Raw genomic sequence first — 16,287 nt, 5'->3', positions numbered from 1 at the left:
TTGAAGGAAACGTTCACGCGACGAAGCGGGTACCCCCATGCAGTCCCCCACGTACTACCTGGCCGAAGGACTTCGGCTGCCGACGAACGGTCTCGACTACACGATCCTGGCGATCTACTTCATCGTGGTCCTCGGCATCGGCTTCGCCGCACGGGCGAGCGTCAAGACCAGCCTCGACTTCTTCCTCTCCGGCAGATCGCTCCCCGCCTGGGTCACCGGCCTCGCGTTCGTCGCCGCCAACCTCGGCGCGACCGAGATCCTGGGCATGGCCGCGACCGGCGCCCAGTACGGCGTGGCCGTCGTGCACTGGTACTGGATCGGCGCGATCCCCGCCATGGTCTTCCTCGGCCTGGTGATGATGCCGTTCTACTACGGCTCCAAGGTGCGCTCGGTCCCCGAGTTCCTGCTCCAGCGCTTCGACAAGTCGGCGCATCTGCTCAGCTCGGTGCTGTTCGCCTTCGCCGCCATCCTCATCGCGGGCGTCAACCTCTACGCCCTGTCGATCGTGGTCGAGGCGCTGCTCGGCTGGCCCCAGTGGGTCTCGATCGTCGTCGCCGGGTTCTTCGTCCTCGCGTACATCACCGTCGGCGGCCTCTCGTCGGCGATCTACAACGAAGTCCTCCAGTTCTTCGTCATCCTCGCCGCGCTCATCCCCCTCACGGTCCTCGGCCTCAAGCGGGTCGGCGGCTGGGACGGACTGACCGACTCGCTCACCGCGAGCAAGGGCGACAACTTCCTGAGCGCCTGGGGCGGTACGGGCATCGGCGACGCCAACCCGCTCGGCGCCAACTGGCTGACGATCATCCTCGGGCTCGGCTTCGTGCTCTCCTTCGGCTACTGGACGACCAACTTCGCCGAGGTGCAGCGCGCGCTCTCCGCGAAGAACCTCTCGGCCGCCAAGCGCACCCCGCTCATCGCCGCGTTCCCGAAGATCTTCATCGTCTTCCTGGTGATGATCCCCGGCCTGGTCGCCGCCGTGATCGTGCCCAAGATAGGCACGGCGGGCTCGGACCTCACGTACAACGACGCGATCCCGCTGCTGATGCAGGAGTTGCTGCCCAACGGGGTGCTCGGGATCGCCGTCACGGGTCTGATGGCCGCCTTCATGGCCGGCATGGCGGCGAACGTGTCGTCCTTCAACACCGTCTTCACCACCGACATCTGGCAGAAGTACGTGGTCAAGGACCGCGAGGACACGTACTACCTGCGCTTCGGACGGCTGATCACCGCGATCGGTGTGGCGGCCTCCGTCGGCACGGCCTTCATCGCCGCCAGCTTCTCCAACATCATGAGCTACCTCCAGACCCTGTTCTCCTTCTTCAACGTGCCGATGTTCGTGGTCTTCATCATCGGTATGTTCTGGAAGCGGGCCTCGATGAAATCCGGTGCCTGGGGTCTGGTCGCCGGTACGACGGCCGCGATGGTCAACTACTTCTGGATCTACAAGCAGGGCGTCATCGACATACCCAGCGACCAGGGCGCCAACTTCGTCTCCGCGATCGTCGGCTTCGTCGCCGGCGCGGTGGTGATGGTCGCCGTCACGCTGTTCACCGCGCCCAAGCCGGCGGCCGAACTCGCGGGCCTGGTGTACGGGACGACGTCGCCCGGCATGAGCGAGGCGCCTTCCGAGGGCGACGACGCGTGGTACCGCAAGCCCGCCCTGCTCGGCTGGGGTGCGATCGTCATCGCCGCGGCCTGCTACATCCCGTACTCCTTCTGACCGAATCGGAGGCACACACCATGTCCGACCTGCACAAAGAAGTCTCCGAACTGGAAGGCAAGTCCGCCACGGCGGCCCGCCTGTTCGACATCCGGCTCATCATCGGCGGCCTGTTCACGCTGTACGGGGTGATCGTCACCGTCGCCGGTGTGTTCGCGTCCGACGCGGACATGAAGAAGGCCGAGGGCGTCAACATCAACCTTTGGACGGGGCTGGCGATGCTGGCACTCGGCCTGTTCTTCCTGGGCTGGATGAAGCTGCGCCCGGTGCGGATACCACCGTCGCCCGAGTCCGAGAAGTAGCCCTCGTCGATCGCCGGGCGGGCCGCACCTGTCGCGGCCCGCCCGGCGCTCACATGTCGGTGGCCCGGTCCAGCAGCCCCGTCCGCGCGGCCAGCGCCGCCGCCTCCAGCCGGGAGCCCACCCCCAGCTTCATCAGGACCCGCTGCACATGCGTACGGGCGGTGCTCGGCGCTATGCCCATTCCTTCGGCGATCAGCCGGGTGTCCTCCCCCTCGGCGACCCGCACCAACACCTCGACCTCGCGCGGCGTGAGCATCCGCAGCAGCCGCTGCCCCTCGTCGTCCGGCTGCGCCACCGGATTCAGCAGCTCGGTGAACGCCCCCTGCAACAGCCCCGGTGCCACGGCCGCGTCGCCCGCCCGCGCCTTCACGATGGCCCGTTCGACACCCTCGATGCGTTCGTCGTGCCGTACGTATCCGCATGCCCCGGCCGCGAACGCGGCGGCGATACCGCGCGGGTTGGGCACCGGCCCCAGGACCACCACCGCCACCTGCGGGCGGTCGCGCCTGATCCGTACGATCGGGTCGAAGGCACCTGGCTCGGCCGGGGCCGCCGTTCCCATGAGGCATACCTCGGGCGCCCGGCTCACGACCAGTTCGGCGGCGCCGGCCGTGGGCGCGGCGGCGGCGAGCACCCGGTGCCCGCGCAGTTTCAGGGCCGAGGCCAGCGCCTCGGCGAGCAGTCGGTGGTCGTCAACCACCATGAGCCGTACGCCCATCGAGATACCCCATCCCCGCCGGCTCCGGGCCCCCGGCCCCCTTAGGGCCTGTCGGCCCTGACCCGGCAAGCTACACGCTCGGCCGAGGTCACGAGGGCTCGTCGGCCGTGTTTGTCCTTAATCTGCGAACGGGCCGCAAACGCGATCGCCGGACGGGCTGTCACACGCTGCCCGTCCGGCGATCGGCGGCGAACCCGCCCGCTAGTTCGTGGTGAACGCCACCACGAGGTACTCCTTGCGGTCGCTGCTGTATTCGCCCGGCTCGCTGATCAGCGTCTCCGAGGTGTACATCCGGCCGTTGCCGAATCTGACCTCCGCGCCGTCCAGCGAGAAGCTGGTCTCGGCCTCGCGTACGGACTCCTCGGCCGGGTTCTCCATGAGAACCGTCTCCTTGAAGGTGCCGCCGTCGATGGAGACGATCTGTCCGCCCTTGTCGTACGGGGGCCACTTGTACGCGATGATGTTCGACCCGTCCATGCGCAGCGGGTACATCGCGTAACGCTCGCCCGCGTCGGCCCGGTCGGTCGTGGCCTTGCCCGTCGCGAGGTCGAAGGAGACGATCTCGTTGGTCTGGCCGTACTCCTCGCCGGTGCCCTCGTGCTCCTCGGTCGGCACATAGATCTTGTCGTTGCCGACCGCGAGCTTGGAGCACTGCTCCACCTCGGTGGAGCCGCACCGGCCCGCGTACTTGTCCGCGTCCACGGGGATCTTGGCGCGCAGCTTGCCGGTCTTCTCGTCGATGGAGAAGAAGTCCGAGATCCCGCTGCCGTCACCGGCGGTGTCGCCGACGTCCGCCGCGACGACGAGCGGCTTGGTGGAGACGACGGAGACGTACTCGACGCCCGCGGGCATCTTGAACTTGGACAGCGGCGTGCCGTCCGAGGGCTTCACGGACTCGATCGTGACCGTCGGGTCGTCGTACGAGCCGCACTTGCGGGCCGCGACGAGCGCGGGGCCGCCGCCGTAACCCATGTCGTAGCAGCCCTCGGCGTTGACGTCGGGCTTCCACAGGTTGTCGCCGGTGGCGAGGTCGAAGGCCGCGCCGCCGTCCGTGCCGCCGACCGCGACGGTCTTCCCGCTGAGGGTGACCTCCCGGAAGGATGCCTTGTCGTCACCGGCGTTGCCGCCCGTGACCGACTCGGTCCACAGCAGGGAGCCCTTGTCGAGGTCGATCGCGCCGACCTCGGTGCAGGAGACGTACTTCTCCTTGGCGGTGGGCTTGCTCGCGGCGAAGACGACGGCCGTCTTGTTGTCGTCGCTGACATGGCGCGAGGCCGCGCAGACCTGGCCGGGCAGCGGGATGGTCCAGAGCTGCTTGCCCGTGTCCGCCTCGTACCCGACGATCTGGTTCACACCGGTCTTGACGTACGCCTTGTCGGTGAGCCAGGAGCCGGACACATCGGTGATGTCGCCGACCTTGGGCTGCGGCAGTTGGAAGGCGACCTTCGACTTCTCGTTCGCCGGGGGCTTCTCCTTGCCGCCGGCGAGGGAACCGCCGTTCTCGTCCTTGTCGCCGCCGCCCTTGTCGCCGTCCTTGGAGTCGGAGGTTTTGGCCTGGTCGTCCTTGTCGTCGCCGCCGGAGGCGAAGTAGACGCCACCGCCGACGATCAGGACGACGGCGACGACCGCGGCGATGATGATCTGCGCCTGCGTGCTGATCTTCTTGCCGCCGCCGGGGCCGCCGGGGCCGCCGGGCGCGCCCTGGCCGGGCTGGGTGTACGGCTGACCGGGCTGGTTGTACATCTGGCCCGGCTGCTGCGGATAGCCGTACTGGGGCTGACCGGACGGCTGCCCCATCGGCCGGGTCGGCGGCTGCTGCGGGTATCCGTACTGCGGCTGACCGGGCGGCTGCTGCGGCGGCTGGCCCTGCTGCGGGTATCCGTACTGCGGCTGACCGTAGGGCGGTTGACCGGGCTGACCGGGCTGGGCGGGAGGGCCGGGCTGGCCGGGAGGCTGCTGCGGATAGCCGTAACCGGGCTGCTCGGGCGGCGGCGTCGGGGCACCGAATCCGCCGGGCGGCGGCTCGGTCGGTGCGCCGAATCCACCGGCCGGCGGCTCCTGTGGCTGGCCGAACCCTCCCTGCGGGGGCTCGTTGGGCGGCTGGGGTGGCTGGCTCATGGAGTGCTTACCTCAAGAAGTGGATGAGTGTGCATGCGTGCGTACGGAGCGGGAGACGCAGAGACGCAGAGACACGGAGAGTGTCACTTGCCGAAGGCCATCATGGTCTTCGTCTCCATCTCCGCCTTGTCGTCAGTAGCACTGACCCGGCTGCTGGTCACGTAGAACCGCCCGCCCACGTAGTCCAGTTCGGTGTCGTAGAACGAACTCTCGATCTCGGACGTCGACTGCGGGTTCTTGAGCAGCACCCTGGGCTCGCCTCCGGTGGGCGCCAGCGTCGCGACGGCGCCGCCCTTGTCGTACGACGGCTCGAAGTAGAGGAGCACGTTGGCGCCCTCCATCCGCAGCGGCGTCATGACGCGCTCGGCCGGGGCCTTGGCCCGCCACTTGGCCTTGCCGGTGTCGAGGCTGAAGGCGATGACCTCGTTGGTGCCGGTCGAACCGGTCTCGCTCGGCTGCGTCGACATGTAGAAGGTGCTGGCGTCGGCCGCGACACCTCGGCAGCCGTCCAGGTTGGCGCCGAAGACGATGAAGCTTCCGCCGCACTGGGGCTGGAACTTGTCCTTGCCGCCGTCGATCTGGGAACGCACGGTGCCGTTGTCGTTGAGGGCGACTATGGCCCAGGACTTCTTGTCCGGCTCGGTCAGCGACAGGACGATCGGATTGCTCGAATAGACCTTGTCCAGTTCCCAGTTGGTCTTGAGCTTGTACGTCCACTTGGCCTTGCCGGTGGTCGGGTCCAGCTCCTGCACCTGGTTCTGCTGCTTGTCGATGTCACCGCCGGGGCACGACTCGGCCGCGATCATCCTGGGGCCGCCGGCGATCGCGTCGGGCTGGCAGTTGCCGGCCACCTCGTCGAACAGCGCCTTGCCGTCGCTCATCCGGAAGGCGTTGATGTGAGAGGTGCGGGCCGCGGTGACGGTGTCGCCGTTGATGGCGAGGGTGATGTCGGTGAGGAAGTCGAAGTTGCCCTTCGGCTTGATCTCCTGCTTCCAGCCGCCCTTGCCGGTCTTGAGGTCGACCTGTTGGAGGACGGCGCACTCGGACTTCTCCGTGACACCGTTCTTGATCCCGATGACGATCTTGCCGTCGTCCGTGGCCGACGAGGGTGCCGCGCACGCCTCGGCGGGCAGCGTGAGGCTCCACTTCTGCTTGCCGTCCGCGGCGTTGTAGCCGACGACCTTCTTGTACATGGCCTTGACGACGATGTCGCCGGCGAACCACGGGCCGTACACGTCGGCGCCGTTCTTCGGCAGGTCGACGTCGTTCTTCTGGAGCCACAGGACCTTCGACTCGCCGTCCTTGCGCCCGGCGTTGAGGTCGTCCTGCGCCTCGCGCCCGCCGCCGGTGCCGTCGCCGGTGTCGGGCTCGTCCGACCCGTCGGGCTTGGCGTCCTGGTCCTTGTTCTTGTTCTTGTCGTTCTTGCTGACGTTGCTCTTGCCGTCGTCGTCACCGCTGAGGACGAACCAGGTGCCGCCGCCGATGACGAGCAGACCCGCGACCGCGGCGGCGATCAGCATGCCGGGCTTGCCCTTGAAGAAGCCGCCGCCGTTGCCGTTGCCGCCGTTGCCGCCGGGGGGCGGGGTGGGCGCGCCGGGGAACTGCTGGGGCGGGTAACCACCGCCGCCGCCGTACGGGTTGGGCTGCTGGCCGTAGGGCCCCGGCTGGTTGTAGGGGCCGGGCTGGCCCGGCATCTGCTGACCGTACGGACCGGGCTGGTTGTACGGTCCCGGCTGGCCCGGTTGACCCGGCTGCTGGCCGTACGGCCCCGGCTGGTTGTACGGCCCCGGCTGGCCCGGCGGCTGGCTGGGCGGCTGGCCCGGCGGCGGTGGTGGCTGGCTGGGCGGCTGAGTCATCAGCGCTTCCCCCTAGTCGTACGGTCCTTCGCCCGGTCGGTCTCCCCCGCTGTTCCGGCGACAGGAAAGCCGGCCGGCTGTCGAAAGGCCGGCCGGCGCCACCGGAACGGAGCGATTCGGGCTTGGAATCCGCAGTGTCACGTCGGTCGAGCGGGCCTTCTTTGTATCACTCGCACCCCTGTACGGCAGGGGCCGGTCCTCCCCTGTTCCCAAGGGAGAACCGGCCCGTGACGCTGTTGTTATGCGGTCTGCCGCGCGGTCTGTACGGGACCTCTACACGTCCTCGGCCAGCTCCATCCAGCGCATCTCCAACTCGTCGCGCTGCGCGACGAGTTCACGCAGCTCGCTGTCGAGTTTCGCCACCTTGTCGAATTCCGTGGCGCTTTCGGCGATCTGTCCGTGAAGTGCGGTCTCGCGCGTGGACATCTTGTCGAGCTGCCGCTCGATCCGCTGGAGTTCCTTCTTCGCGGCGCGGTTGTCCTTCGAGGACGCGGCGGAGGCGGCGGCCGTCGCGGCCGACGTACCACCGGACGTACCGCCGCCACCGCCGCCGGTACGCGCCGGGGCGGGCGCCGACTCGACCACCTTGCGCCGCCGTTCCAGGTACTCGTCGATACCGCGCGGCAGATGACGCAGGCTCGTGTCGCCGAGGAGCGCGTACACCTTGTCCGTCGTCCGCTCGATGAAGAACCGGTCGTGGCTGATGACGACCATCGAGCCCGGCCAGCCGTCCAGCAGGTCTTCGAGCTGGGTCAGCGTCTCGATGTCGAGGTCGTTCGTGGGCTCGTCCAGGAACAGCACGTTGGGCTCGTCCATCAGCAGCCGCAGGATCTGGAGCCTGCGCCGCTCACCGCCGGAGAGATCGCCCACCGGCGTCCACTGCTTGTCCTTGCTGAAGCCGAACTGCTCGCAGAGCTGCCCGGCGGTCATCTCGCGCCCCGTCCCGAGGTCCACGCGGTCGCGCACCTGCTGAACGGCTTCCAGCACCCGCAAGGTGGGCTTGAGTTCACTGACCTCCTGCGAGAGATACGCCAGCTTGACCGTCCGCCCGACGATCACCTTCCCGGCCTCGGGCTGCACGTCGCCCTGCGTACGGGCCGCGTCCGCGAGCGCACGGAGGAGGGAGGTCTTGCCCGCGCCGTTGACGCCGACGAGACCGATCCGGTCGCCGGGGCCGAGCTGCCAGGTCAGATGCTTGAGCAGCACCTTGGGCCCGGCCTGGACGGTCACGTCCTCCAGGTCGAAGACCGTCTTGCCGAGGCGGGCGTTGGCGAACTTCATCAGCGAGGAGTTGTCGCGCGGCGGCGGCACGTCCGCGATCAGCTCGTTGGCGGCCTCGATGCGGTAGCGGGGCTTGGACGTACGGGCCGGCGGACCGCGCCGCAGCCACGCCAGCTCCTTGCGCACCAGATTCTGCCGCTTGGACTCCTCGGTGGCGGCGATGCGTTCGCGCTCGGCGCGGGCGAAGACGTAGTCGGAGTAGCCACCCTCGTACTCGTGCACCGCACCGCGCTGCACGTCCCACATCCGCGTACAGACCTGGTCCAGGAACCACCGGTCGTGGGTCACGACGACGAGCGCGGAGCGTCGCTCACGCAGATGCCGGGCGAGCCAGGAGATGCCCTCGACGTCGAGATGGTTCGTCGGCTCGTCGAGGATGATCACGTCCTGCTCGGCGATGAGCAGCTTCGCGAGCGCGATCCGGCGCCGCTCACCACCGGACAGCGGCCCGATGACGGTGTCGAGCCCCTGCGGGAACCCGGCCATCTCCAGCCCGCCGAACAGCCCGGTGAGCACGTCGCGGATCTTGGCGTTCCCGGCCCACTCGTGGTCGGCGAGATCGCCGATGACCTCGTGCCGGACGGTGGCGGCGGGATCGAGCGAATCATGCTGCGTGAGCACCCCGAGCCGTAGCCCACCACTGTGCGTGACCCGCCCGGTGTCGGCCTCCTCCAGCTTGGCGAGCATCCGGATGAGGGTGGTCTTGCCGTCCCCGTTGCGCCCGACGACCCCGATCCGGTCCCCTTCGGACACCCCGAGGGAGACCCCGTCGAGCAGCGCCCGGGTGCCGTACACCTTGGTGACTGCCTCGACATTGACCAGATTGACGGCCATTTCACTCCTGCTACGGGACTGCTGGGGGACGGATGGATCGCCCTCCCAGCGTAGTCGGCGCCGGGGGTGGGGTGCGGGGGTGGTCCGGGGGGGGCGACGGGCCGCAGCGTTTCGGGCGTCAGGCGCCGACCGCTGACCGCGTCACGAGATATCCCTGTGTGCGCCGAAGCGCGTCGGCCATCAGACCGTTCGCCAGAAGCAGCAACCACCCTCCAGGCATAAACACGTCACGGAGCGTGTATCCCGGATTGTCGCCGTCCGAGGGCTCCAGGCCGAGTGTCATCGCGAGAATCCACAGACCGAAGAGCGTGACGATGGTGATCCAGACGGCACAGATCACGCCTGCCACCCGACCGCACTTCTTCAGGTCGGGGTTGCCGGACAGCCTCAGCGGGAACAGAGCCGCCAAGGCGAGGACAACCGCTGTGCCGATGACCCAGACGGCTATCCCCTGCCAGTTCGTCGTCACGTCGGACACACCGCTGGGGACTTCGTCCCACGGCCGGCTCCAGTTGAAGCCGTGGGTCACTTGTGCCACTTCGGTGCCGGAGGACTCCTCTTTCCAGGTCTCCGACATGATCGGCATGAAGGTCGCCGAGACGAGCACCAGCGCTGCCAGGACGATCTCCCTGACATGGGTGGTGATCACCTTGAGGTCTTTCGGCGTCGGGCTCGACGGGTGCGGAGTGGCCGGCGTCGCGGCGGAAGACGATGACGGGACGGGCCCGGTCTTCGGCGACTTCTTCGACGTCTCCGTCTTCTTCGTCTTCGTCTTCTTCGTCTTGGTCTTGGTCTTGGTCTTGGTCTTGGTCTTGGTCTTGGGCGTCTCGCCCCCTTCGGCGTCCGCAGTGACACCGGGAGAGCCGAGCCGATCGTGGGCAACGGTGCAACCCGCTTCCGCGTCAGCGGCGGTGAGGGCCCGCAGGGAACGGGTGCGATCCCGGATGGCCTCCCGAGCACCGGTGATGCCCATCCAGGCCCCCGGACCGAGCGCTTCACCCAGCTCGCCCTCGCACCTCTCCAGCACGCTTGCCGGTGCCGGGCGCCGGTCGGGGTCCTTGTGCAGGCAGTCGGTGATCAGCTCGCGTAACGGCGCGGCGAGGACGGAGACGTCCGGGTCGTCGGCGACGACGCGGTGGGCGACACCCCACTCGTTTTCCGCGGCGAACGCCTCGCGGGCGGTGGCGAGGAAGTACAGGGTGGAGCCGAGGGCGAAGACGTCGGACGCCGTGCCCACGGTGCGGCCCGAAGCCTGCTCGGGCGACATGTACAACGGGGTGCCGATCCGGGTGGAGTGACTGCGGTAAGTCACCGACTGCGCAAGGGATTTGACGATGCCGAAGTCGATGACCTTCGGACCGCTCTCGTCCAGGATGATGTTCCCGGGCTTGAGGTCCCGGTGCACCACCTTCGCGGCGTGGATGTCGGCGAGGGCGTGCGCGATGCCCCAGGCCAGCAGCATCACCTGCTCTGTCGGCAGCGGCCCGCCCTCGACCACCAGGTCCCGCAGGGACGGCCCGGCCACGTAGGTCGTGGCCAGCCACGGCCGCTCGGCTCGGGGGCCGGCGTCCAGCAACGGTGCCAGGTGGGCACCGCGCACCTTCTGCGCGGCGCCCACCTCGCGTGCGAACCGCTGCCCGAACTCCGCGTCCTGGGCGAACTCGCTGCGGATCACCTTCACAGCCGTGGGCTGTCCGCCGGGGGAGAGAGCGAGGAACACCTGCCCCATTCCGCCCTCACCCAGCCGCGCGACCAGTCGAAAGCCCCCAAGGCTGGCCGGATCGTGCGACCGCAGCGCGGGAAACTGAAATGCCGCCCTCGACATGAAGCGCTCCCCCTTGTGCCCCCGCCCTGGGATACCTGGCGACGACTTGACTGCCCGTCACAGACTCCTCACGAGAATAGAACCCCCCACTGACACTCCGCCAGTTCGCCCGGCGGGGCTGAGGCCCCCTGCATGAGGTGCGGCGTTCCTCGTGGCCGGGCGGGGCCGGAAACCTTCGGTGCCGAACAGGGTGGCAGTTGTCACGGGGCTCCAGCATGCCCACGACCGGGCCTACGTTCATGAGGTCGCGTCCGCCGGTCAGACAGAGGTCGGGCGTTACGGAGCCGACACGTCCGCCCTGGTCCGCAGCGCCGGGCGAGGACGGGCGCGTCCTTGGCCCCTTGCCGGGGCCTGTTCCGGAGCCGGGTCCGGACGAGCCCCACGGCGAGGACGGCGAGCCCGGCGGCGGCAAGGAGGAAGTCCCAGGACGGCGCGCCGGTGGCGGGGTGGTGCCTCATGCGGCGCCGCCCCGGCGGGCGAGGCTGAACCAGACGGCCTTGTACGAGGGCGAGCACCCGCCGTAGATGGTCAGTCCCCAGGCGCGAGCCAGGCTCTCGACGAGCCGAAGCCCCTGCCCGTTCTCCTGTACACCATTTTGTACGGCTCCGAGGCTCGCCCCGCCTGGTACCGGCAGCGCCCAGGGGTTGCTGTCGCAGACGAACACGGTCGCGTGCTTGCGGCTGACAACGGCGTCGACGCGGATTTGGTGGGTGCGGGTATGCCGGTGCGCGTTGGTGACCAACTCGGTGACACAGAGCCGGGCGTCGTCCACGAGGGGGGTGTACCCGCTGCCGCTGACGTCGAGAAGCGCGCTGACGAACTCGCGTGCGAGGCGGGGGGCGTGGGCGGTGTTGGGGACGACCAGTCGGTAGGTCTCACCGCCGGGCGGGGGTGTGGGGGTGGTGGGGGTGGCGGTCATCGGGGCCATGTCGGCTCTCCCTACGCGAGGTTGGATGCGCGGGCGGCCCGGCCCACCGTTGACGTCAACGGCCGCTGAAGCGGCTGCACTTCGGGTCGGCGGACGCGGTGCGGGCGCAATCAAAACCTTAAGGCCCAACAGTGGGACGGTGCAACAGTGGGACACCCGTCGCACTCGGACGGGTGGACCGGTGACACAGTGGGACTGCACACTCATAGACACCGCACCAGAAAGAGGGAGGGTCCATGCCGCCAAGGGCCTATCCGACCGCTCGACAGAAGCGCGTAGGGATCGAGCTGCGGAAGTTGCGCGAACGGGCGGGCATGTCCGGAAGCCAGCTCGCGGCGTTCCTGGGCGGAGAACGAGCCCAGGTCAGCCACTTGGAGTCCGGCAGGTACGGCGTCAGCGCGGAACGCGTGCGACGCATCGCCGCGCACTGCTCGGCGACGGACCAGCACCTTGTCGACGCTCTGGCGAGCATGGCCGAAGAACGCGGAAAGGGTTGGTGGGAGGAGTATCGCGGAATACTGTCACCGGGATTTCTTGATCTCGCGGAACTACAGCATCACGCCCTGTACATGCGAGCCATTGAGATGCTTTACATCCCCGGCCTCTTCCAGACGGAGGCTTACGCCCGCGAACTGATCACGAGCGGGATTTCCGACCTGCCGAAGTCGGAGATTAACGCGCGCGTAGAGCACCGTATGAGATGCCGCGACATGTTCAGCCGCCCGAACCCGCCGAAGTTCGAGGCATTCATCCATGAAGCGGCCCTGCGCATGAGGTACGGCCCGGTCGAGATCGTCCGGGCGCAGCTCGAATTTCTGAGTGAAGTCTCGCTGTGGCCGAGCGTGACCGTTCGCGTCATCCCATTCGAGGCACGGATGACCGCATCGGTTCACTCGATGCTTTATGCGGGCGCCGCGATTCCGCAACTGGACACCGTCCATGTCGACAGCGCCTTCGACGCCGGCTTCCTGGACGCCGAGGCCCAACTCGCCAAGTACCGGGCGCTGCTCGATTCGGTGGCCGGCATCTCGCTCGGCACCGACGAGTCGACAAAATTCATCCAACGCATCGCACAAGAAATGTGAGTCAAGCGGCATGACCGACCACATCATTTGGCAGAAGTCATCCTTCTCCGGACCCGACGACAACCAGCACTGTGTCGAACTGGCCGTCGCCGACGGTCAGATCCTCCTGCGCGAGAGCGACGACCCGGACACGATCGTCACCACCAATCGGGACAAGCTGCGCGCCTTCCTCCTCGGCGTCAAGGCCGGCGAGTTCGACCACCTGATCTGACGAACACGGCACCGCGAACGCCTCCCACCTCCGCAGGTGGGGGGCGTTCCTCATGTCGGGGCACACCCTTGGGACGTCCCACCATTGCGACACTCCCCCGAGTCACGCTAACGTCACTATGCGTCGCCAACGGACCGGCCAACTCGGCGGGCCGGGCCTGCGGCGACGTACCTCCCCCTGCCCTTGGCCCGGTCGGGGAGAGGCCCGAAGGGTTGTCCCCGCCGACCGCCCGTCATGCCGGCGGCAGGCGGGGACAACTCCGCACCCACGCCTCGGCGGAAGGCCCCTCCATGTACCAACCCTCAGCCTCGCCATGCCCGGATACGGAGATCCACTACTGGTTCGAGCACGTCACGTACCGTTCACTCGGCGCCGCAGGCTCGGACATCGAGAAGGTCGAGCGCCACTCGGCACGTACCCCCGCCGAGGCAATCCGTCAGATCCGGTCGTCCGTCCGCACCCTCGCGTCGACGCTCCCACCCAACGAGCACAGACGCGCCCTCAGTTGGGCCGAAGGCGGCGGCTGCGTCGGGGCCGTCGCGGCGCTGCACCGGGGCGAGCCCTGTGGGTTCTCCCTCAGCAACCGCGGCGTCTGGGTGGAGTGGACCGTGCACCCCTACCACGTGTTCCACACACCCGAGGCGCGCCAACTCCCCCTCTTACCGGGCTGCTCACCGCACTGAACGCAACCCGCACTCCACAACACTCACCGAATGGAGCCACCATCATGACCGCCCCCATCACCTGGCAGAAGTCCTCCTTCTCGGGATCCGACGCCGAGATCAAGTGCGTCGAACTGGCCCACGTCGACGGCCAGATCCTCCTGCGCGAGAGCGACGCGCCGGGCACGATCGTCACCACCGACCGCGACAAGCTGCGCGCGTTCCTCCTGGGCGTGAAGGCCGGCGAGTTCGACCACCTGATCTGACGGCGCCCCGTCACTCACGCATACGGTCTCCGGGGCGAGCACGAGGTTGTGTGACCGAACGAATCGTCAGCCAAAGGGCCCTCTGGCCAGTGGAACTGACTTTCAGTAACGTCATCGTGACGGCATCCACCCCATCTCGTCCCGGAGGCATCGCCATGATTCGTGACTTCACGCCACCACCACAGCGCCGACGACTCTTCGACGACCTGTTCGTCACAAAGGCGACCCGTCGGGTCCAGGCACCGGCCGAGTCGCATGAGTACAAGAAGGCACAAGGCTCGGCGGACGGCGCCCACACCTACGACACCACCGCTGTCTGACCGACCCCGGCAGCAGGAGCGCCACTCGACACGGCCCAGGTGTTCTACTTGGAGTACTCGTGCTCAAGCTTCAACTCACCCCTTACGCCGACGAAACCTGGCAGTGGCGCTCGGGTCGCTACATCACCGGTGATCAGCGAAGTGAGATCGCCCCACTCGCGCACCCGATGGTCGAACACCTCGCCGTGACAGACGGGCGCCGTACTCTCTTGGTGGTGCGCGAGCGCGTGGCTGGGCAGCCGTCGTGCGAGCCGGACGTGCGGCTGACAACGGTCGGCGAATACGACGCCATGCGCGGTCTCGCGCGGCAGTGGCCGGCGGACTACGTCCTGGTGGAGACCACCCCGGACGAGCCGGTACAGGTCTCCGCCGGAGCCTGCCGAACGACACCGCTCTACCTCGCCCACGACGACAGGACTCTCCACGGCTCCTGGGACATGGCCGACCTGCGGCCGTACGCCGGCGGCATCAATGTCCTGGAAGCCACACGTCTGCTCCTGTATCGGCCTCGATACAGCCAGCACACCCTCTTCACGGGGATTCACCGGCTGACAGAGCGCTCAGCCGCGCACTACGGCGGCCACCTGTTCGTGCGCTACCCGGCGCCCGCCCCGCACGCGGGTCCTCGCCAACTGGCGCCGGACGCCGACGTTCTGAACGCGTTCGTGCAGGGCCTCGATGACGCCCTGGACCTGCGACCGCTGAATCCGGAATGGACTCACTTCCACCTGACGGGCGGTTTCGACTCCGGCACTGTTGCCACTCGCGCCGCCGAACGCTTTCCAGGGAAGTTGAACACCTCCGCGCTCTTGATCGGAGGCCCCGGCCGCGAACTGCCTGCGGGTCCAGGGCGCGCCGATCAGTCCGTACGAGGACCCGCTGCACTATCCCTTCGCGACCATGACACCGCAGATAGCCGCAACCGGCGCACACTCCGTCGTCACCGGAATCGGCGGGGACGAGATGGTCGCGCTGTCACAGGAGGAATATCCTCATCGGGCGGTGGGATCGATGAAAGACGCCGGCTCCCTGCCTTGGATCGGCGCACGCGTCGCTCAAGTCGCGGAGTTCGGGGACGACGGCATCGCCCCTCCGGCGGGCGTGAACTCCATGACACTGTTGTCGCTCGAAAGCGCCGCGCCGGTGCTTCTCCGCGCCGGGCTATGGCCGGTCCACCCATTCGCCGACGAAGGGGTGGTGGCACTCGGAGAAGCGCTTCCGATGGACTGGCGCGAGCTCAAACGGCTCCAGCGCCGACGTCTGACAGCACTTGGTATGGGCCTTGAAGTGACCTGGCCAACTGAGCGCGAGAGCTTCGCGGAGGTGGTGGAGGCGGCGCTCGTTCTGCACGGTACGGCTCGGCTCTGCTCGCTGACATGATCAGGCAAGGATCTCCCCTCTTCGAAACCGGGCTCATCGACGCTGATGGGCTCCGGGACGCGACGAACGACCTGAACTCCCACGCCTACGACGAGATGCGCCACTCGCAGTTGATCGAGGTCATCCATCTCCATCTCGCCGCAACGGCCTACCTGTGAAGACCGAGCCGACGAAGCGGTCCGGCAGGTCCTCGATCGGTTCGGCGCGCCGCCCCATCAGGTACATGGGGCCGTGGGTCTTGCGCATCGTGTGAATCACCGTGAAGCCCTGGCGCTCGTAGTAGGCCACCAGGCCGTCGAAGCGGCAGCCTCGTCGTACCCACGCGGCACCCTCCCGGAAGGCGCGGTCCACAGCCCACAGGGCGATGAGTGATCCCGGCTTCCATCGGCTGATCGCCGGATCCGTGATCGTGGTGTACAGGTACAACGATGGTTCGGCGAGCTCCGCCGGGGTCCACGCCATCGGGGGTGTGGAGTCCGTCAACGTGGTGCAGCCGGCCGGCCGGCCATCGGCCTCCAGAATCCACATGGAACCGTCAGGATTCGCGGTGAGCTCACTGACCAGCCCGGCATCCTGCCGCCAGCTCGGTAGCCCCCTGGATTCAAGCCAGTCCGACCGTTTGAACACGATGTCCATAACCGCCGGAGCGTCGTGCGAACGGGCGGGGCGAATGGTGAACTGCACCGTGTCTCCTCAGAGTCTGGGTTACCTACCCACCCTGCCACCCACCCGGAGGGAGCTTGGGGACTTCAGGCCTCTGATGTGACGGTCCACTCGTACC

Annotated in this window: 16 protein-coding genes; 9 read left to right on the top strand and 7 right to left on the bottom strand. The window is 68.0% G+C overall.

Annotation, left to right across the window (positions count from 1 at the left end; all coding sequences use genetic code 11):
- Nucleotides 1-37: 37 nt before the first annotated feature.
- Both OG329_RS26000 and OG329_RS25995 read left to right on the top strand, forming a co-directional pair.
- Complete coding sequence (locus OG329_RS26000; protein WP_405798513.1) at nt 38-1,720, top strand: sodium:solute symporter family protein; 1,683 nt, start codon at nt 38-40, stop codon at nt 1,718-1,720.
- Nucleotides 1,721-1,740: 20 nt separating this feature from the next.
- On the top strand, nt 1,741-2,022 hold the full coding sequence (locus OG329_RS25995) for a hypothetical protein (RefSeq protein ID WP_405798511.1): 282 nt from the start codon (nt 1,741-1,743) through the stop codon (nt 2,020-2,022).
- Nucleotides 2,023-2,071: 49 nt separating this feature from the next.
- Here OG329_RS25995 and OG329_RS25990 read toward each other — a convergent pair whose 3' ends face one another.
- The 6 genes from OG329_RS25990 to OG329_RS25965 all read right to left on the bottom strand — a co-directional run bounded on the left by OG329_RS25990 (nt 2,072) and on the right by OG329_RS25965 (nt 11,582).
- Nucleotides 2,072-2,740, bottom strand: a complete 669-nt coding sequence (locus OG329_RS25990) for a LuxR C-terminal-related transcriptional regulator (protein WP_405798510.1) — start codon at nt 2,738-2,740, stop codon at nt 2,072-2,074.
- 201 nt (nt 2,741-2,941) lie between these two features.
- Nucleotides 2,942-4,858, bottom strand: coding sequence for a PQQ-binding-like beta-propeller repeat protein (locus tag OG329_RS25985; protein WP_405798509.1), 1,917 nt, complete (start codon nt 4,856-4,858; stop codon nt 2,942-2,944).
- Between the two features lie 83 nt (nt 4,859-4,941).
- Nucleotides 4,942-6,714 carry a PQQ-binding-like beta-propeller repeat protein gene (locus OG329_RS25980; RefSeq protein ID WP_405798507.1) on the bottom strand — a complete coding sequence of 591 codons (1,773 nt, stop codon included), beginning with the start codon at nt 6,712-6,714 and terminating at the stop codon, nt 4,942-4,944.
- A gap of 273 nt (nt 6,715-6,987) precedes the next feature.
- The gene (locus OG329_RS25975; protein WP_405798505.1) at nt 6,988-8,829 is read right to left on the bottom strand and encodes an ABC-F family ATP-binding cassette domain-containing protein; all 1,842 of its coding nucleotides are present in this window, start codon (nt 8,827-8,829) and stop codon (nt 6,988-6,990) included.
- 118 nt (nt 8,830-8,947) lie between these two features.
- Nucleotides 8,948-10,654: a serine/threonine-protein kinase gene (locus tag OG329_RS25970; protein WP_405798503.1), complete on the bottom strand. Its 1,707-nt coding sequence runs from the start codon at nt 10,652-10,654 to the stop codon at nt 8,948-8,950.
- 454 nt (nt 10,655-11,108) lie between these two features.
- A complete protein-coding gene (locus OG329_RS25965; protein WP_405798502.1) occupies nt 11,109-11,582 on the bottom strand; it encodes an ATP-binding protein in 474 nt (157 codons plus the stop codon).
- A gap of 236 nt (nt 11,583-11,818) precedes the next feature.
- On the opposite strand from OG329_RS25965, the gene OG329_RS25960 reads away from it, so the two are divergent.
- The 7 genes from OG329_RS25960 to OG329_RS25930 all read left to right on the top strand — a co-directional run bounded on the left by OG329_RS25960 (nt 11,819) and on the right by OG329_RS25930 (nt 15,664).
- A complete protein-coding gene (locus OG329_RS25960; protein WP_405798500.1) occupies nt 11,819-12,667 on the top strand; it encodes a helix-turn-helix domain-containing protein in 849 nt (282 codons plus the stop codon).
- 10 nt (nt 12,668-12,677) lie between these two features.
- Nucleotides 12,678-12,878, top strand: coding sequence for a DUF397 domain-containing protein (locus tag OG329_RS25955; RefSeq protein WP_405798499.1), 201 nt, complete (start codon nt 12,678-12,680; stop codon nt 12,876-12,878).
- A 290-nt stretch (nt 12,879-13,168) separates the two neighbouring features.
- The gene (locus OG329_RS25950; protein ID WP_405798497.1) at nt 13,169-13,561 is read left to right on the top strand and encodes a hypothetical protein; all 393 of its coding nucleotides are present in this window, start codon (nt 13,169-13,171) and stop codon (nt 13,559-13,561) included.
- A 44-nt stretch (nt 13,562-13,605) separates the two neighbouring features.
- Nucleotides 13,606-13,806, top strand: coding sequence for a DUF397 domain-containing protein (locus OG329_RS25945; RefSeq protein WP_405798496.1), 201 nt, complete (start codon nt 13,606-13,608; stop codon nt 13,804-13,806).
- A gap of 155 nt (nt 13,807-13,961) precedes the next feature.
- Entirely contained in the window at nt 13,962-14,126 is a 165-nt protein-coding gene (locus OG329_RS25940; protein WP_405798494.1) for a hypothetical protein, read from the top strand.
- 900 nt (nt 14,127-15,026) lie between these two features.
- The gene (locus tag OG329_RS25935; protein WP_405798492.1) at nt 15,027-15,506 is read left to right on the top strand and encodes a hypothetical protein; all 480 of its coding nucleotides are present in this window, start codon (nt 15,027-15,029) and stop codon (nt 15,504-15,506) included.
- Nucleotides 15,503-15,664 (top strand): hypothetical protein, encoded by a 162-nt coding sequence (locus OG329_RS25930; RefSeq protein ID WP_405798490.1) that lies wholly within the window; start codon nt 15,503-15,505, stop codon nt 15,662-15,664. The genes OG329_RS25935 and OG329_RS25930 overlap by 4 nt, the downstream gene beginning before the upstream one ends.
- On the opposite strand, the gene OG329_RS25925 is transcribed toward OG329_RS25930, so the two are convergent.
- Entirely contained in the window at nt 15,627-16,190 is a 564-nt protein-coding gene (locus OG329_RS25925; protein WP_405798488.1) for a GNAT family N-acetyltransferase, read from the bottom strand. The genes OG329_RS25930 and OG329_RS25925 overlap by 38 nt on opposite strands.
- Nucleotides 16,191-16,287: the final 97 nt, after the last annotated feature.

Source organism: Streptomyces sp. NBC_01506 (genome assembly GCF_045040295.1).
Lineage (GTDB): Bacteria > Actinomycetota > Actinomycetes > Streptomycetales > Streptomycetaceae > Streptomyces.
Note: the sequence above shows the minus strand (reverse complement) of the source record. Positions and strands in the feature narration are given on the sequence as shown.